General features: G+C 54.8%; 11 protein-coding genes, 6 tRNA genes and 2 rRNA genes. All 19 read right to left on the bottom strand.

Going from position 1 to position 18,616, the window contains the following annotated elements:
* Window positions 1–89 precede the first annotated feature (89 nt).
* The 19 genes from rpoC to QMK52_RS10125 all read right to left on the bottom strand — a co-directional run bounded on the left by rpoC (window position 90) and on the right by QMK52_RS10125 (window position 18,571).
* Window positions 90–4,289: a DNA-directed RNA polymerase subunit beta' gene (gene rpoC / locus QMK52_RS10215; protein WP_005791982.1), complete on the bottom strand. Its 4,200-nt coding sequence runs from the start codon at window positions 4,287–4,289 to the stop codon at window positions 90–92.
* Window positions 4,290–4,353: 64 nt separating this feature from the next.
* Window positions 4,354–8,427, bottom strand: coding sequence for a DNA-directed RNA polymerase subunit beta (gene rpoB / locus QMK52_RS10210; protein ID WP_034109566.1), 4,074 nt, complete (start codon window positions 8,425–8,427; stop codon window positions 4,354–4,356).
* 219 nt (window positions 8,428–8,646) lie between these two features.
* The gene (gene rplL, locus QMK52_RS10205) at window positions 8,647–9,012 is read right to left on the bottom strand and encodes a 50S ribosomal protein L7/L12 (RefSeq protein WP_005791984.1); all 366 of its coding nucleotides are present in this window, start codon (window positions 9,010–9,012) and stop codon (window positions 8,647–8,649) included.
* A gap of 78 nt (window positions 9,013–9,090) precedes the next feature.
* Window positions 9,091–9,591, bottom strand: coding sequence for a 50S ribosomal protein L10 (gene rplJ, locus QMK52_RS10200; RefSeq protein WP_003232405.1), 501 nt, complete (start codon window positions 9,589–9,591; stop codon window positions 9,091–9,093).
* Window positions 9,592–9,790: 199 nt separating this feature from the next.
* Window positions 9,791–10,486 (bottom strand): 50S ribosomal protein L1, encoded by a 696-nt coding sequence (gene rplA / locus QMK52_RS10195; RefSeq protein WP_003176434.1) that lies wholly within the window; start codon window positions 10,484–10,486, stop codon window positions 9,791–9,793.
* Window positions 10,486–10,917 carry a 50S ribosomal protein L11 gene (rplK, locus tag QMK52_RS10190; RefSeq protein ID WP_003176435.1) on the bottom strand — a complete coding sequence of 144 codons (432 nt, stop codon included), beginning with the start codon at window positions 10,915–10,917 and terminating at the stop codon, window positions 10,486–10,488. The genes rplA and rplK overlap by 1 nt, the downstream gene beginning before the upstream one ends.
* Window positions 10,918–11,034: 117 nt before the next feature.
* Window positions 11,035–11,568 (bottom strand): transcription termination/antitermination protein NusG, encoded by a 534-nt coding sequence (nusG, locus tag QMK52_RS10185; RefSeq protein WP_003176436.1) that lies wholly within the window; start codon window positions 11,566–11,568, stop codon window positions 11,035–11,037.
* Window positions 11,569–11,577: 9 nt separating this feature from the next.
* Window positions 11,578–11,946, bottom strand: a complete 369-nt coding sequence (gene secE / locus QMK52_RS10180; protein WP_005791990.1) for a preprotein translocase subunit SecE — start codon at window positions 11,944–11,946, stop codon at window positions 11,578–11,580.
* Window positions 11,947–11,991: 45 nt separating this feature from the next.
* Window positions 11,992–12,067, bottom strand: a tRNA-Trp gene (locus QMK52_RS10175).
* 163 nt (window positions 12,068–12,230) lie between these two features.
* Window positions 12,231–12,306 (bottom strand) — tRNA-Thr (locus QMK52_RS10170).
* A 26-nt stretch (window positions 12,307–12,332) separates the two neighbouring features.
* Window positions 12,333–12,406, bottom strand: a tRNA-Gly gene (locus tag QMK52_RS10165).
* 24 nt (window positions 12,407–12,430) lie between these two features.
* Window positions 12,431–12,515: transfer RNA gene (locus QMK52_RS10160), tRNA-Tyr, on the bottom strand.
* Window positions 12,516–12,657: 142 nt separating this feature from the next.
* The gene (locus QMK52_RS10155) at window positions 12,658–13,104 is read right to left on the bottom strand and encodes a hypothetical protein (RefSeq protein ID WP_005791992.1); all 447 of its coding nucleotides are present in this window, start codon (window positions 13,102–13,104) and stop codon (window positions 12,658–12,660) included.
* A gap of 7 nt (window positions 13,105–13,111) precedes the next feature.
* Window positions 13,112–13,861, bottom strand: a complete 750-nt coding sequence (locus tag QMK52_RS10150) for a pantothenate kinase (protein ID WP_005791994.1) — start codon at window positions 13,859–13,861, stop codon at window positions 13,112–13,114.
* Window positions 13,851–14,810, bottom strand: a complete 960-nt coding sequence (birA, locus tag QMK52_RS10145) for a bifunctional biotin--[acetyl-CoA-carboxylase] ligase/biotin operon repressor BirA (protein ID WP_005791996.1) — start codon at window positions 14,808–14,810, stop codon at window positions 13,851–13,853. The genes QMK52_RS10150 and birA overlap by 11 nt, the downstream gene beginning before the upstream one ends.
* Before the next feature lie 166 nt (window positions 14,811–14,976).
* Window positions 14,977–15,092: ribosomal RNA gene (gene rrf, locus QMK52_RS10140) — 5S ribosomal RNA — on the bottom strand.
* 157 nt (window positions 15,093–15,249) lie between these two features.
* Window positions 15,250–18,141: ribosomal RNA gene (locus tag QMK52_RS10135) — 23S ribosomal RNA — on the bottom strand.
* A 247-nt stretch (window positions 18,142–18,388) separates the two neighbouring features.
* Window positions 18,389–18,464, bottom strand: a tRNA-Ala gene (locus QMK52_RS10130).
* A 30-nt stretch (window positions 18,465–18,494) separates the two neighbouring features.
* Window positions 18,495–18,571, bottom strand: a tRNA-Ile gene (locus QMK52_RS10125).
* Window positions 18,572–18,616 lie beyond the last annotated feature (45 nt).

The following is an 18,616-nucleotide window of genomic DNA, read 5'->3' as shown; positions in this document are numbered from 1 at the left end:
CCCCGACCTCCCCTCGCGCCGAACCGGGGCAAAAATGCCTCGATCCGACGAACGGGAGTGTCAGGGCCCAGACTCATCTATCGCAGAACTCAGTTACCGCTTGAGTTCAGTGCTTCGGTCAGTGCAGCTTCCACTTCACTGGCGCTCACGCGCAGCGGCTTGTCAGCATCACGGCGACGCTTACGCTCGCTGTGGTAAGCCAAACCGGTACCCGCCGGGATCAGACGACCCACGACCACGTTTTCTTTCAGGCCGCGCAGGTAATCGCGCTTGCCAGTTACCGCTGCTTCGGTCAGTACGCGAGTGGTCTCCTGGAAGGAGGCCGCCGAGATGAACGACTCAGTGGACAACGACGCCTTGGTGATACCCAGCAGCACGCGAGTGAACTTGGAAACGAATTTCTCTTCGTTCGCCAGGCGCTCGTTTTCTACCAGTACGTGAGTCAGTTCCATCTGGTCGCCCTTGATGAAACTGGAATCGCCGGATTCAGCGATTTCAACTTTACGCAGCATCTGACGCAGGATGGTCTCGATGTGCTTGTCGTTGATCTTCACGCCTTGCAGACGGTAAACGTCCTGGATCTCGTTAACGATGTACTTGGCCAGCGCACTCACACCCAGCAGACGCAGGATGTCGTGTGGATCGCTCGGGCCGTCGGAGATAACTTCGCCGCGGTTTACCTGTTCGCCTTCGAACACGTTCAGGTGACGCCACTTCGGAATCAGCTCTTCATACGGATCGCTACCGTCGTTCGGAGTAATGACCAGACGGCGCTTGCCTTTGGTTTCTTTACCGAACGCGATGGTGCCGCTGACTTCAGCCAGAATCGACGCTTCTTTCGGACGACGAGCTTCGAACAAGTCGGCAACACGCGGCAGACCACCGGTGATGTCACGGGTCTTCGAAGTTTCTTGCGGGATACGCGCGATAACATCACCGATCGCGATCTTCGCACCATCCGCTACACCGACCAGGGCGTTGGCTGGCAGGAAGTACTGAGCGATTACGTCAGTGCCTGGCAGCAACAGATCCTTGCCGTTGTCATCAACCATCTTCACGGCAGGACGGATGTCTTTACCGGCAGCTGGACGATCTTTGGCGTCGAGTACTTCAATGTTGGTCATACCGGTCAATTCGTCAGTCTGACGCTTGATCGTGATGCCTTCTTCCATGCCCACGTAGGTCACGGTACCTTTCATTTCGGTAACGATTGGGTGAGTGTGCGGATCCCACTTGGCCACGATTGCGCCAGCGTCGACCTTGTCACCTTCTTTAACCGAAATCACAGCACCGTACGGCAGCTTGTAACGCTCGCGCTCACGACCGTAGTCATCAGCGATTGCCAGCTCACCGGAACGGGACACAGCAACCAGGTGGCCATCCACTCGCTCAACGTGCTTGAGGTTGTGCAGGCGGACGGTACCGCCATTCTTCACCTGAACACTGTCGGCTGCGGAGGTCCGGCTTGCCGCACCACCGATGTGGAACGTACGCATGGTCAGCTGGGTACCCGGCTCACCGATGGACTGGGCAGCGATAACGCCGACCGCTTCACCGATGTTTACCTGGTGACCACGAGCCAAGTCACGGCCGTAGCACTTGGCGCAAATGCCATAGCGGGTTTCGCAGCTGATCGGCGAGCGAACGATCACTTCGTCGATGCTGTTGAGTTCGATGAACTCGACCCACTTTTCGTCAACCAGGGTGCCAGCAGGAACGATAACTTCCTCGGTACCTGGCTTGAACACGTCACGGGCTATCACACGACCCAATACGCGCTCACCCAGCGGCTCTACAACGTCACCGCCTTCAATGTGCGGAGTCATCAGCAGGCCGTGCTCGGTGCCGCAATCGATCTCGGTTACAACCAGATCTTGTGCAACGTCTACCAGACGGCGAGTCAGGTAACCGGAGTTAGCGGTTTTCAACGCGGTATCCGCAAGACCCTTACGAGCACCGTGAGTGGAGATGAAGTACTGAAGTACGCTCAAACCTTCACGGAAGTTCGCAGTGATCGGCGTTTCGATGATGGAGCCATCCGGCTTGGCCATCAGGCCACGCATACCGGCGAGCTGACGGATCTGCGCAGCAGAACCCCGTGCGCCCGAGTCGGCCATCATGTACATCGAGTTGAAGGATTCCTGGTCAACTTCGTCGCCGTGACGGTCGATGACTTTCTCTTTCGAGAGGTTGGCCATCATCGCCTTGGAAACTTCGTCGTTCGCCTTGGACCAAAGGTCGATCACCTTGTTGTACTTCTCGCCCTGGGTTACCAGGCCGGAGGCGTACTGGCTCTCGATCTCTTTCACTTCGTCAGTGGCGGCACTGATGATGCGAGCTTTTTCATCCGGGATAACGAAGTCGTTAACACCGATGGAAACGCCGGAGATAGTGGAGTAAGCGAAACCTGTGTACATCAACTGGTCAGCGAAGATAACGGTCTCTTTCAAACCAACCACGCGGTAGCACTGGTTGATCAGCTTGGAGATCGCCTTCTTCTTCATCGGCAGGTTGACGACATCGTACGACAGACCTTTTGGCACAACCTGGTACAACAGCGCGCGGCCGACAGTGGTGTCGACGATACGGGTGTTGCTCACGCTGCCGCCGTCACGATCATTGACGGTTTCGTTGATCCGCACTTTGACCTTGGCGTGCAGTGCGGCTTCGCCGGCACGGAACACACGGTCAACTTCCTGCAGGTCAGCGAACACACGACCTTCGCCCTTGGCATTGATCGCTTCACGGGTCATGTAGTACAGACCCAATACAACGTCCTGCGACGGAACGATGATTGGCTCACCGTTGGCTGGCGACAGAATGTTGTTGGTCGACATCATCAACGCGCGCGCTTCCAACTGGGCTTCCAGTGTCAGCGGTACGTGCACGGCCATTTGGTCGCCGTCGAAGTCGGCGTTGTACGCGGCACAGACCAGAGGGTGCAGCTGAATAGCCTTACCTTCGATCAGTACTGGTTCAAACGCCTGGATACCCAGACGGTGAAGGGTCGGTGCACGGTTGAGGAGAACCGGGTGTTCGCGGATCACCTCGGCGAGAACGTCCCAAACCTCTGGCAGTTCGCGCTCGACCATTTTCTTGGCCGCTTTGATGGTGGTCGCGAGACCGCGCATTTCCAGCTTGCCGAAGATGAATGGCTTGAACAGCTCGAGTGCCATCTTCTTGGGCAGACCGCACTGGTGCAGACGCAGGGTCGGGCCTACGGTAATTACCGAACGACCGGAGTAGTCAACACGCTTACCGAGCAAGTTCTGACGGAAACGACCTTGCTTACCCTTGATCATGTCAGCCAGGGATTTCAGAGGACGCTTGTTGGAACCGGTGATAGCGCGGCCACGACGACCGTTGTCGAGCAAGGCATCGACAGCTTCCTGCAACATACGCTTTTCGTTGCGCACGATGATGTCCGGAGCGGACAGGTCAAGCAGGCGCTTCAAGCGGTTGTTACGGTTGATCACGCGGCGATACAGGTCGTTGAGGTCGGACGTCGCGAAACGACCACCGTCCAACGGTACCAGCGGACGCAGGTCTGGCGGCAGAACCGGCAGAACGGTCAGCACCATCCACTCTGGCAAGTTGCCGGAACCCTGGAAGGCTTCCATCAACTTCAGACGCTTGGACAGTTTCTTGATCTTGGTTTCGGAGTTGGTTTGCGGAATTTCTTCACGCAGGCGGCCAATCTCGTGTTCCAGGTCGATAGCGTGCAGCAGTTCGCGGACAGCTTCGGCACCCATGCGGGCATCGAAATCGTCACCGAATTCTTCCAGCGCTTCGAAGTACTGCTCGTCGTTCAGCAGCTGACCTTTTTCAAGGGTGGTCATGCCTGGATCGATAACGACATAGCTCTCGAAGTAGAGAACGCGTTCGATATCACGCAGAGTCATGTCCATCAGCAAGCCGATACGGGACGGCAGGGATTTCAGGAACCAGATGTGGGCGACTGGCGAAGCCAGTTCGATGTGCGCCATACGCTCACGACGAACCTTGGCCAGTGCGACTTCAACGCCGCACTTCTCGCAGATCACACCACGGTGCTTCAAGCGCTTGTACTTACCGCACAGGCACTCGTAATCCTTTACCGGGCCAAAGATCTTGGCGCAGAACAGGCCGTCACGCTCAGGTTTGAACGTACGGTAGTTGATGGTTTCCGGCTTTTTAACTTCACCGAACGACCACGAACGGATCATCTCAGGCGATGCCAATCCAATACGGATGGCGTCGAACTCTTCGACTTGACCCTGGTTTTTCAGCAAATTCAGTAGGTCTTTCAAGGCCTTTCCTCCTGGCGGAGCAGAGAGCGGACCAAACGGCCACGCTCTCGATTCGCGTCACGTGTTATTCGGTTTCCAGATCGATATCGATGCCGAGGGAACGAATTTCTTTGATCAACACGTTGAAGGACTCGGGCATGCCCGGCTCCATACGGTGATCGCCGTCCACGATGTTTTTGTACATCTTGGTACGACCGTTCACATCGTCCGACTTCACTGTGAGCATTTCTTGCAGAGTGTATGCAGCACCGTATGCTTCCAGTGCCCAGACCTCCATCTCCCCGAAACGCTGACCACCGAACTGAGCCTTACCACCCAGCGGCTGCTGGGTAACCAGGCTGTACGAACCAGTAGAACGAGCGTGCATCTTGTCGTCTACCAAGTGGTTCAGCTTCAGCATGTACATGTAGCCAACAGTAACCGGGCGCTCGAACTTGTTGCCGGTACGACCGTCGAACAGCTGCATCTGGCCGCTTTCCGGCAGGTCTGCCAGTTTCAGCATGGCCTTGATTTCGCTTTCCTTGGCACCGTCGAACACCGGGGTAGCCATTGGAACGCCGCCGCGCAGGTTCTTCGCCAGATCCAGGATTTCCTGGTCGGAGAAGGTATCCAGCTCTTCGTTGCGACCGCCGATCTCGTTGTAGATCTCGTGCAGGAACTTGCGCAGGTCTGCGACCTTGCGCTGCTCTTCGATCATACGGTTGATCTTCTCGCCCAGACCTTTGGCCGCGAGGCCCAGATGGGTTTCAAGGATCTGACCAACGTTCATACGCGAAGGTACGCCCAACGGGTTGAGGACGACGTCGACCGGGGTGCCATTGGCATCGTGCGGCATGTCTTCAACCGGCATGATCACGGAGACCACACCTTTGTTACCGTGACGACCGGCCATCTTGTCGCCCGGCTGGATGCGGCGACGGATTGCCAGGTAAACCTTGACGATTTTCAGCACGCCTGGAGCCAGGTCATCGCCCTGCTGCAGTTTGCGCTTCTTGTCTTCGAACTTGTCGTCCAGCAGACGGCGGCGATCAACGATGTAGGCCTGGGCCTTCTCGAGCTGCTCGTTCAGAGCGTCTTCAGCCATGCGCAGTTTGAACCACTGGCCGTGCTCAAGACCGTCGAGAACTTCGTCGGTGATGTCCTGACCTTTCTTCAGACCTGCGCCGCCTTCGGCCTTGTGGCCTACCAGAGCGGAGCGCAGGCGTTCGAAGGTCGCGCCTTCAACGATACGGAACTCTTCGTTCAGGTCCTTGCGGATCTCGTCGAGCTGGGTCTTCTCGATGGACAGTGCACGAGCATCACGCTCAACGCCGTCACGGGTGAAGACCTGTACGTCGATGACAGTACCTTTGGTACCGGTAGGTACACGCAGGGAGGTGTCTTTAACGTCGCTGGCTTTTTCACCGAAGATGGCACGCAGCAGCTTCTCTTCCGGAGTCAGTTGGGTCTCGCCTTTCGGAGTGACCTTACCCACCAGGATGTCGCCTGCGCCAACTTCAGCACCTACGTAAACGATACCGGCTTCGTCCAGCTTGTTCAGTGCAGCTTCACCCACGTTCGGGATGTCTGCAGTGATTTCCTCAGGACCAAGCTTGGTGTCACGTGCCACACAGGTCAGTTCCTGAATGTGGATCGTGGTGAAGCGGTCTTCTTGAACCACACGCTCGGACAGGCAGATGGAGTCTTCGAAGTTGAAGCCGTTCCATGCCATGAACGCGATGCGCATGTTCTGACCCAGAGCCAGTTCACCCATGTCGGTGGACGGGCCATCGGCCATGATGTCGCTACGCTGAACGCGATCACCCTTGCTCACCAGCGGACGCTGGTTGATGCAGGTGTTCTGGTTCGAGCGGGTGTATTTGGTCAGGTTGTAGATGTCGACACCGGCTTCGCCAGTTTCAACTTCGTCATCGGCAACACGAACCACGATACGGCTGGCATCAACGGAGTCGATAACGCCGCCACGACGAGCCACGACGCAAACGCCGGAGTCACGGGCTACGTTCCGCTCCATGCCGGTACCTACCAGCGGCTTGTCAGCACGCAGGGTCGGTACAGCTTGACGCTGCATGTTGGAACCCATCAACGCACGGTTGGCGTCATCGTGCTCCAGGAACGGGATCAGCGACGCAGCAACCGAAACTACCTGCTTCGGAGAAACGTCCATCAAGGTGACGTCTTCCGGCGCCTTGACGGTGAACTCGTTCAAGTGACGAACAGCTACCAGCTCGTCGATCAGGACTTTCTTGTCGTTCATCGTGGCCGAAGCCTGAGCGATCACGTGATCAGCTTCTTCGATGGCGGACAGGAACACGATCTCGTCGGTGACCAGAGCGTCTTTCACCACACGGTACGGGCTCTCGAGGAAGCCATACTGGTTGGTACGCGCATAAGCGGCCAGGGAGTTGATCAGACCGATGTTCGGACCTTCCGGCGTTTCGATCGGGCAAACACGACCGTAGTGCGTCGGGTGTACGTCACGAACTTCGAAGCCAGCACGCTCACGGGTCAGACCGCCCGGGCCCAGTGCGGATACACGGCGCTTGTGGGTGATCTCGGACAGCGGGTTGTTCTGGTCCATGAACTGGGAAAGCTGGCTGGAACCGAAGAACTCTTTCACTGCCGCGGCCACTGGCTTGGCGTTGATCAGGTCTTGCGGCATCAGGCCTTCGCTTTCAGCCATCGACAGACGCTCTTTGACCGCGCGCTCAACACGCACCAGGCCAACGCGGAACTGGTTCTCGGCCATTTCGCCTACGCAGCGAACACGACGGTTACCCAGGTGGTCGATGTCATCGACGATGCCTTTGCCGTTACGGATGTCGACCAGCGTCTTCAGTACCGCGACGATGTCTTCCTTGCACAGCACGCCCGAACCTTCGATCTCGGTACGACCGATACGACGGTTGAACTTCATCCGGCCGACCGCAGACAGGTCATAGCGCTCAGGGCTGAAGAACAGGTTGTTGAACAGGGTTTCGGCAGCGTCTTTGGTTGGTGGCTCGCCAGGACGCATCATGCGATAGATCTCGACCAGCGCTTCCAATTGGTTGCTGGTGGAGTCGATCTTCAGAGTGTCGGAGATGAACGGACCGCAGTCGATATCGTTGGTGTACAGGGTCTCGATGCGAACAACCTGGGCCTTGGCGATTTTCGCCAGGATCTCGGTGTTCAGCTCGGTATTGCACTCAGCCAGGATTTCGCCTGTAGCCGGGTGAACGATGACCTTGGCGGTCGTGCGACCCAGAACGTAGTCCAGAGGCACTTCCAGCTCTTTGATACCGGCCTTTTCGATCTGGTTGATGTGGCGCGCAGTGATACGACGGCCAGCCTCAACGATGACCTTGCCCTTCTCATCCTGGATGTCCAGGACGGCAATTTCACCACGCAGACGCGAAGCGATCAGCTCCAGCTTGAGGGTTTCATCCTTCAGGCTGAATACGTTGGTGGTATAGAACGCGTCCAGCACTTGCTCAGTGGTATAGCCGAGCGCGCGCAGCAGTACCGAGGCCGGCAGCTTGCGACGACGGTCGATACGCACGAATACGCAGTCTTTCGGGTCGAACTCGAAGTCCAACCACGAACCGCGGTACGGAATGATCCGCGCGGAGTACAGGAGTTTGCCGGAGCTGTGCGTCTTGCCGCGGTCGTGGTCGAAGAACACGCCCGGGGAACGGTGCAGCTGGGAAACGATTACACGCTCGGTACCGTTGATAACGAAGGTACCGTTTTCAGTCATCAATGGGATTTCGCCCATGTAGACTTCTTGCTCTTTGATGTCCTTGATCGCTTTGTTCGACGATTCTTTGTCGAAAATGATCAGACGGACTTTTACCCGCAACGGTACGGCGTACGTAACGCCACGCAACACGCATTCTTTGACATCAAATGCCGGTTCGCCCAGGCGATAACCGACGTACTCCAGCGCAGCATTGCCGGAGTAGCTGATGATCGGGAAAACGGATTTGAAGGCCGCATGCAGGCCCACGTCGCGGAACTGATCTTTGGTCGCTCCCGCCTGCAAGAATTCACGATACGAATCCAGCTGGATAGCCAGAAGGTACGGGACATCCATGACGTCCGGCAACTTGCTAAAGTCCTTGCGGATACGTTTTTTCTCAGTATATGAGTAAGCCATCAGCGTTCCCCAGCTTGGTCACCTGCTTGTTTGGCCCCTCCGACGGGAGCAGCCAGAAAATCTTGCAAACCCCATGGTTTGCACCACCGCTTCGGGTGGCTACAGCGCGTTAATGGCGGCGACCGAGTCGACAGCCAAGAACGGAAAAAGGCCGGTGGCAAGAGCCACCAGCCATCAGCCTTCAGCTTAACGCTTGGGCTGGAGACGCAAGGTCGATGCTTACTTCAGCTCGACTTTAGCGCCTGCTTCTTCCAGAGTAGCTTTGGCTTTGTCAGCTGCGTCTTTGGCAACAGCTTCCAGAACCATGGCAGGAGCGCCGTCAACTACAGCCTTGGCTTCTTTCAGGCCCAGACCGGTCAGTTCACGTACTGCCTTGATCACGTTTACTTTCTTCTCGCCAGCTTCGGTCAGCATGACGTTGAATTCGGTTTGCTCTTCAACAACGGCAGCAGCAGCAGCTGGGCCAGCGGAAGCAGCGGCAGCGGAAACGCCGAATTTTTCTTCGAAAGCTTTGATCAGCTCAACAACCTGCAGAACCGACATTTCAGCTACGGCGTTGAGGATATCGTCTTGGGAGATAGACATTGCTGTATTTCCTGAATTGGGGGACGGCCTACGCGGCCATCGAAATAAACAAAAATACGCGAGAGAAGTTGCTCAGCTTTAGGCTGCGGCAGCTTCTTTTTGCTCGCGAACTGCAGCCAGAGTACGAGCCAGCTTGCTGGTAGCGCCTTGAATCACGCTCATCAGCTGCGAAATGGCTTCGTCGCGGGTCGGCAGTGTTGCCAGTACGTCGATTTGGTTAGCTGCGAGGAACTTGCCCTCGAACGCAGCTGCCTTGATCTCGAACTTATCCTGACTCTTGGCGAACTCTTTGAACAAACGGGCAGCAGCGCCTGGATGGTCCTTGGAGAACGCGATCAGAGTCGGGCCAGTGAACACGTCGTTGAGAACACTGTATTCAGTGTCCGCAACAGCGCGCTTGAGCAGGGTGTTACGTACAACACGTACGTATACGCCAGCTTCACGAGCCTCTTTACGGAGTCCGGTCATAGCGCCTACTGTCACACCACGGGCATCAGCCACGACAGCGGACAGAGCAGCTTTGGCAGCCTCGTTGACTTCAGCGACGATGGCCTTCTTGTCTTCGAGATTAATTGCCACGGGTTTAACTCCTGCTTGTTACCGTTTCATCTGGCCGAGGCCGGATGTCGTTTTGGTGTCTGATTCGGTAAGGAACCGGGAGCACCATCTGCGTAGGCTTGTTGGTTTAAGACTTGCGTCGCCTACGGTCTTGGATAGCCCCCGCCAGGCAGGGACCCCAATCTTTCAATTGGCGCAATCGCTTGCGCCAATTTGTGTCTTATACGTCCAGCGAGCCTTGGTCGATGACCAGACCTGGGCCCATAGTGGTGCTCAGGGTAACGCGCTTGACGTAGATGCCTTTCGAGGAAGCTGGCTTGATACGCTTCAGATCAGCGATCAGGGCTTCAACGTTTTCCTTCAGCTTGACGGCGTCGAAGCCGACCTTGCCAACGGAGGTGTGAATGATGCCGTTTTTGTCGGTGCGATAACGAACCTGACCAGCCTTGGCGTTTTTAACCGCGGTAGCTACGTCTGGCGTTACGGTGCCGACTTTAGGGTTAGGCATCAGGCCACGTGGACCCAGGATCTGACCCAACTGACCTACAACGCGCATTGCATCCGGGGAAGCAATAACGACGTCATAGTTCAGGTCGCCGCCTTTCATTTCGGCAGCCAGGTCGTCCATACCAACGCGATCAGCGCCGGCAGCCAGAGCAGCTTCAGCCGCCGGGCCCTGAGTGAAGACAGCAACACGTACAGTCTTGCCAGTACCGTGTGGCAGCACAGTAGCGCTACGAACGACCTGGTCGGATTTACGCGGGTCAACACCCAGGTTCACAGCAACGTCAACAGACTCGCTGAACTTGACAGTCGACAGCTCGGTCAGCAGAGCAGCAGCGTCTACGAAGTTGTAGGACTTGCCTGCTTCGATTTTGCCGGCGATAGCCTTTTGGCGCTTGGTCAGCTTAGCCATTACACACCCTCCACGTTAAGGCCCATGCTACGAGCAGAACCGGCGATGGTACGCACGGCTGCATCCATATCAGCTGCAGTCAGATCCGCGTTTTTGGTTTTCGCGATTTCTTCCAGCTGAGCACGAGTTACGGTGCCAACCTTAACGGTGTTCGGACGAGCGGAACCGCTAGTCAGACCAGCAGCTTTCTTCAACAAAACCGAAGCCGGGGTCGACTTGGTTTCGAAAGTAAAGCTACGGTCGCTATATACAGTGATGATCACTGGAGTCGGCAGACCTGGCTCAAGACCCTGAGTACGGGCGTTGAAGGCCTTGCAGAATTCCATGATGTTCACGCCGTGCTGACCCAGAGCTGGACCGACGGGTGGGCTAGGGTTGGCCTGAGCGGCCTTCACTTGCAGCTTGATGTAAGCGGTAATCTTCTTGGCCATGAGGCACTCCAATTACGGGTTCAAACGCCTAAAAAGGCTCCCCGGTTACTTGCGCGTTTATCCCAGTGACGACAAAACCCCACAGCCTAAGGCTGCGGGGTTGGGATGCTTTTTCAGCTAGACCTTCTCGACCTGGCTGAACTCCAACTCTACCGGAGTAGAGCGACCGAAAATGAGCACTGCCACTTGGATCCGGCTCTTTTCGTAGTTAACTTCTTCGACGGTGCCATTGAAATCAGCGAACGGACCATCTGTAACACGAACAACCTCACCCGGCTCGAACAATGTCTTCGGCTTGGGTTTGTCGCTACCGTCAGCAACACGACGCAGAATTGCTTCTGCCTCCTTGTCAGTGATCGGAGCAGGCTTATCAGCAGTACCGCCAATGAAACCCATGACACGAGGAGTGTCCTTGACCAAGTGCCAAGTACCTTCATTCATGTCCATCTGTACCAGCACGTAGCCAGGGAAGAACTTGCGCTCACTCTTGCGCTTCTGGCCATTCCGCATTTCAACCACTTCTTCAGTGGGAACCAGAATTTCGCCGAAGCCATCTTCCATGCCTGCCAGCTTTACGCGCTCCAGCAAAGAGCGCATAACATGCTTCTCGTAACCCGAGTAAGCATGCACAACGTACCAACGCTTAGCCACGGGACACCCTTAGCCAACAATCAAGGAAACAAGCCAGCCGAGCAGGGAATCGAGCCCCCACAACAGCAACGCCATAACCAGAACAACAGCCACAACAATCAATGTGGTCTGCGTGGTTTCTTGGCGAGTCGGCCAAACGACTTTACGAATTTCGGTGCGAGCTTCCTTCACCAGGACCGCGAAAGACTTGCCTTTGGCAGTCTGCAGGCCTACAAAGGCAGCTACAGCAGCGAGGGCGAGCAATGCGAGGACACGGTACAGGATCGGCGAAGCAGAATAGTACTGATTGCCAACAACGCCTACGACCACCAAGGCGACTACAGCGAGCCACTTGAACAGATCGAAACGAGAGCTTTGAGCTTCAGCCTTAGGAGTCATCTATGAAGATCCTGTGAAAAGAAAGCCAGACACACCACGTGAATCTGGCAGGTCAGGAGGGAATCGAACCCCCAACCTACGGTTTTGGAGACCGTCGCTCTGCCAATTGAGCTACTGACCTAAAACAAAATCAGGCCGACCATTATGCAGGCCTGAAAAAGACTTTACAACAACCAACCCCAACAGACTTGAAATCACCTGACAATCTCAGCCAGACATAACACGATACAAGCCGAGGCAGCTGTTAAAACAAAGGCAGATATTTTCATATCTGCCTTGTTATATGGAGCTCTTGAGCGGATTTGAACCGCTGACCTCACCCTTACCAAGGGTGTGCTCTACCAACTGAGCTACAAGAGCAAAACACCTTGCACAACCTGCAAACTTGGAGCGGGTAGCGGGAATCGAACCCGCATCATCAGCTTGGAAGGCTGAGGTTCTACCACTAAACTATACCCGCGGAGCTTGCAGCTCACGCTAAAAATGGTGGAGGGGGAAGGATTCGAACCTTCGAAGTCGTAGACGTCAGATTTACAGTCTGATCCCTTTGGCCGCTCGGGAACCCCTCCTAAGCGAGCCGGCATTCTACATCACGCCGGCCTTCTGTCAAGCATTTTCTCATTAAAAATATGAGGTTAGCTGCGTTGACCTTCGATTCGCGCTGAAGCCCTTAAAGGTCTTCACTGCGAAGCGGGCGCCATTCTATGCAAACTATTCGAGAGTTGCAATGCCTTCGCACAGCATTATTTTATGTTTTAACTCATTGAATTCATTAGCAAGGCTTTCAAAGGGCAGATCGTCAGCCAAGCGCCTACTCTCAGGGGCTACTCGCAACCAGTAACCCGAGGCTTCAGGCGCGCTCAACAATTGAAGCCTGACCCTTATGTCCAAGCTTGTCAGCCGCTGCTCGAGAGAGAGCGCCTGGTGACGATCCGAGAAACCACCAATGTACAGACAGGTGCTTTGTGCATCAGCCCCCCTTGCTCGATCACGCCGCGCCACCGTGTCGGCAGACTCACTCAGGAGCCGAATATCTTGCTGCGTTCCACGATAGAGACTCAACGGTGTGACGTCCTTGGCACGCAATGGCGCTTCTTGCTGATGCCAGACGTAGTAGAAAACATTGAGGACAAGTAAAAGCAAAAACAGCCAGCGCATAATCACCTCAAGACAAAGGACACGCCATTGCCAAACCAACAAACACAAGGTCCGGGACCAAACAAGCCTGAGGCGCAGCATCCCTCACCAGGTCGGCATCCCCACCCGTCAGGAAGACAGTGAAATCCTCGCCCCAATAGCCTCGCGCCAATTCAAGCTGGGTCAACACGAACCCTCTTAGCATAAGCGTACAACCGCGCTCGACAGCCTCTACGGTCGTCCGCCCAGGAGAGAGACGCTCAAGAGCTCTCTCAGCCGCGGCATCGTCATAACGTATCTTGCGCGTATGGGTTCGCAACTGATTGCGCATAAGTGGCAAGCCCGGGCAAATAAACCCACCCAAGTGCTCACCATCCACATCAATAAAGTCTGCGGTCGCCGCCGTACCAAAATCGAGCACTACGCATGCGCCGGACGCTAACTTATATGCCCCCAGCATCGCCAACCAACGATCCAGCCCAAGCCGCTCGAACTCTTCGTAGCCATTGCGCACACCGGCCATTTGTCGCGCGGAACCCGCACAGGAAACGGTAACGCCAAATGCCTTCACCAACGCCGCTACCAGCTTGTCGGTTTCCTCAAGCGCTCGAACACTCACTAACCGACAACGCGTGAGCAGAAGGCCAGGAAGCGCTATCAGGCTCTCAATCAACGCATTATCCGAACCCACCACGCCTTCGGCGGAGACACTTGCATCACTCGCCTCAAGCACGCGCCACTTTATGAAGCTGTTCCCACAGTCGAGCTCAAGAATCATCACGCAACCTCAGGCTTAACTCACCACCGCTGTATATTTTCTCGACGCCATCGACATTCAAGCGCAACGCGCCCTGATGATCCACGCCCAACACCACCCCATCAATCTGGGTAACACCCGCAACGAGAGACACAGGCTTGCCCTGCCACAAGTGATGCCGCTCCCACTCATCTTGCAGCCCGGCAAAACCGGCAGTCTTATGTCGATCCAGATAGCCTTGCAACTGCATCCCCAGACGCGCCACCAATTGGTTGCGATCAATAGCAGAACCGGTCTCGAGCTGAATTGAAGTCCATTGCTGATCCACATCATCGGCTTTCTGCATATTCACATTGATGCCTATCCCTAGGACAACGTGACAGATATCCGCAGGATCCCCCACCAGCTCCAGCAAGATGCCAGAAATTTTCTTGCTCCCGACCAAGACGTCGTTTGGCCATTTCAAAGCCGCGCCCTGTACACCGGTCTCACGCAACGCCTGCATAACGGCTAAGCCAACTACGAGACTCAACCCCTCCAACTGTCGCAGACCACCTTCAATGCGCAGCACGAGGCTGTAGTAGACATTTTGCGCAAACGGACTGACCCATTTTCGACCACGCCTTCCCCTACCAGCCGTCTGCTGCTCCGCCAGTACGACAAAGGGGGCTGCGCACCCTGAGTCAACAAGACGCAAAGCTTCGGCGTTAGTGGAGTCGATGGAATCGAAAATATGAACTGGCCAGGTTAAAGAGGCCGTATTCAGGGAAATTTGCTCTGCACTCAAGAACACCAACGGCGCAGCCAATTGATACCCACGACCTCGGACCTTATGAATGGGCAGCCCTAACTCTGCCTCAAGATGCTGAAGCTGCTTCCACACAGCGCTGCGACTGACGCCCAGGGCGGCGCCAAGCGCTTCTCCAGAATGGAATCGACCGTCTTTCAGTAGTTTCAACAACATCAGCATGCAAATATCGCCTCACAATGAGGCACGCATAATAGCCATGCGTAAGGTCATTGCATAGAAACGCCGGGCGTTTGCACCCAGGACATGAGCGGTGGTTTTTTAGTTTTTTCGACCGCCCAAAACAAAACCCCTGTTTGCGTTAGCAAACAGGGGTTTCGGAATTTAATCTTGACGATGACCTACTCTCACATGGGGAAACCCCACACTACCATCGGCGATGCATCGTTTCACTGCTGAGTTCGGGATGGGATCAGGTGGTTCCAATGCTCTATGGTCGTCAAGAAATTCGGGTACTGAGTCGTGACCAGCTGGCCTCGCTTCAGCAAATTGGGTATGTGACAGCTTTCGGTGTTTTGTGAGCGTCGAACTTTCGGTTCATCTTCGTCTTCACACACCGCAATCTGATGCTCTTTCGAGAAACAAATTGCTTGGGTGTTATATGGTCAAGCCTCACGGGCAATTAGTATTGGTTAGCTCAACGCCTCACAGCGCTTACACACCCAACCTATCAACGTCGTAGTCTTCGACGGCCCTTCAGGGAACTCAAGGTTCCAGTGAGATCTCATCTTGAGGCTAGTTTCCCGCTTAGATGCTTTCAGCGGTTATCTATTCCGAACATAGCTACCCGGCAATGCCACTGGCGTGACAACCGGAACACCAGAGGTTCGTCCACTCCGGTCCTCTCGTACTAGGAGCAGCCCCTCTCAAATCTCAAACGTCCACGGCAGATAGGGACCGAACTGTCTCACGACGTTCTAAACCCAGCTCGCGTACCACTTTAAATGGCGAACAGCCATACCCTTGGGACCGGCTTCAGCCCCAGGATGTGATGAGCCGACATCGAGGTGCCAAACACCGCCGTCGATATGAACTCTTGGGCGGTATCAGCCTGTTATCCCCGGAGTACCTTTTATCCGTTGAGCGATGGCCCTTCCATACAGAACCACCGGATCACTAAGACCTACTTTCGTACCTGCTCGACGTGTCTGTCTCGCAGTCAAGCGCGCTTTTGCCTTTATACTCTACGACCGATTTCCGACCGGTCTGAGCGCACCTTCGTACTCCTCCGTTACTCTTTAGGAGGAGACCGCCCCAGTCAAACTACCCACCATACACTGTCCTCGATCCGGATAACGGACCTGAGTTAGAACCTCAAAGTTGCCAGGGTGGTATTTCAAGGTTGGCTCCACGCAGACTGGCGTCCACGCTTCAAAGCCTCCCACCTATCCTACACAAGCAAATTCAAAGTCCAGTGCAAAGCTATAGTAAAGGTTCACGGGGTCTTTCCGTCTAGCCGCGGATACACTGCATCTTCACAGCGATTTCAATTTCACTGAGTCTCGGGTGGAGACAGCGCCGCCATCGTTACGCCATTCGTGCAGGTCGGAACTTACCCGACAAGGAATTTCGCTACCTTAGGACCGTTATAGTTACGGCCGCCGTTTACCGGGGCTTCGATCAAGAGCTTCGCGTTAGCTAACCCCATCAATTAACCTTCCGGCACCGGGCAGGCGTCACACCCTATACGTCCACTTTCGTGTTTGCAGAGTGCTGTGTTTTTAATAAACAGTCGCAGCGGCCTGGTATCTTCGACCGGCATGAGCTTACGGAGCAAGTCCTTCACCCTCACCGGCGCACCTTCTCCCGAAGTTACGGTGCCATTTTGCCTAGTTCCTTCACCCGAGTTCTCTCAAGCGCCTTGGTATTCTCTACCCAACCACCTGTGTCGGTTTGGGGTACGGTTCCTGGTTACCTGAAGCTTAGAAGCTTTTCTTGGAAGCATGGCATCAACCACTTCGTTAACTAAAAGTTAACTCGTCATCAGCTCTCGGCCTTAAGATCCCGGATTTACCTAAGATCTCAGCCTACCACCTTAAACTTGGACAACCAACGCCAAGCTGGCCTAGCCTTCTCCGTCCCTCCATCGCAATAACCAGAAGTACAGGAATATTAACCTGTTTTCCATCGACTACGCTTTTCAGCCTCGCCTTAGGGACCGACTAACCCTGCGTCGATTAACGTTGCGCAGGAAACCTTGGTCTTTCGGCGTGGGTGTTTTTCACACCCATTGTCGTTACTCATGTCAGCATTCGCACTTCTGATACCTCCAGCAAGCTTCTCAACTCACCTTCACAGGCTTACAGAACGCTCCTCTACCGCATCACTTACGTGATACCCGTAGCTTCGGTGTATGGTTTGAGCCCCGTTACATCTTCCGCGCAGGCCGACTCGACTAGTGAGCTATTACGCTTTCTTTAAAGGGTGGCTGCTTCTAAGCCAACCTCCTAGCTGTCTAAGCCTTCCCACATCGTTTCCCACTTAACCATAACTTTGGGACCTTAGCTGACGGTCTGGGTTGTTTCCCTTTTCACGACGGACGTTAGCACCCGCCGTGTGTCTCCCATGCTCGGCACTTGTAGGTATTCGGAGTTTGCATCGGTTTGGTAAGTCGGGATGACCCCCTAGCCGAAACAGTGCTCTACCCCCTACAGTGATACATGAGGCGCTACCTAAATAGCTTTCGAGGAGAACCAGCTATCTCCGAGCTTGATTAGCCTTTCACTCCGATCCACAGGTCATCCGCTAACTTTTCAACGGTAGTCGGTTCGGTCCTCCAGTTAGTGTTACCCAACCTTCAACCTGCCCATGGATAGATCGCCCGGTTTCGGGTCTATTCCCAGCGACTAGACGCCCTATTAAGACTCGCTTTCGCTACGCCTCCCCTATTCGGTTAAGCTCGCCACTGAAAATAAGTCGCTGACCCATTATACAAAAGGTACGCAGTCACCCAACAAAGTGGGCTCCCACTGCTTGTACGCATACGGTTTCAGGATCTATTTCACTCCCCTCTCCGGGGTTCTTTTCGCCTTTCCCTCACGGTACTAGTTCACTATCGGTCAGTCAGTAGTATTTAGCCTTGGAGGATGGTCCCCCCATATTCAGACAAAGTTTCTCGTGCTCCGTCCTACTCGATTTCATGACTAAGAGATTTTCGCGTACAGGGCTATCACCCACTATGGCCGCACTTTCCAGAGCGTTCCGCTAATCTCAAAGCCACTTAAGGGCTAGTCCCCGTTCGCTCGCCACTACTAAGGGAATCTCGGTTGATTTCTTTTCCTCAGGGTACTTAGATGTTTCAGTTCCCCTGGTTCGCCTCTTGCACCTATGTATTCAGTACAAGATAACCATCTTATGATGGCTGGGTTCCCCCATTCAGACATCTCCGGATCAAAGTCTGTTTGCCGACTCCCCGAAGCTTTTCGCAGGCTACCACGTCTTTCATCGCCTCTGACTGCCAAGGCATCCACCGTATGCGCTTCTTCACTTGACCATATAACCCCAAGCAATCTGGTTATACTGTGAAGACAACATTCGCCGAAAATTCGAATTTCTCAGTTAAGAGAACTCACAAATTTTACCTTAGCCTGATCCGTTACCAGTGAAAGTAACGTTCAGTCTATCTTTCTATCACATACCCAAATTTTTAAAGAACGAACTAGTCAAAGACTAGAAATCAACATTCACCATCACAACGATGGAATGCTCATTTCTAAGCTTTATACAAACAGAAGCAGTAGTGGTGGAGCCAAACGGGATCGAACCGTTGACCTCCTGCGTGCAAGGCAGGCGCTCTCCCAGCTGAGCTATGGCCCCGTATTTCTACAGGCGTTTCCCACACAAAATTGGTGGGTCTGGGCAGATTCGAACTGCCGACCTCACCCTTATCAGGGGTGCGCTCTAACCAACTGAGCTACAGACCCAATTTCGAGCTGCTAAGGCCGACCTCACCCTGCTCTTTACCACAG

Origin of the sequence: Pseudomonas sp. P9_2, from assembly GCF_034008255.1 — a bacterium.
Taxonomy (GTDB): Bacteria; Pseudomonadota; Gammaproteobacteria; order Pseudomonadales; family Pseudomonadaceae; genus Aquipseudomonas; species Aquipseudomonas synxantha_A.
This window is presented reverse-complemented; position numbering and strand designations above follow the sequence as displayed.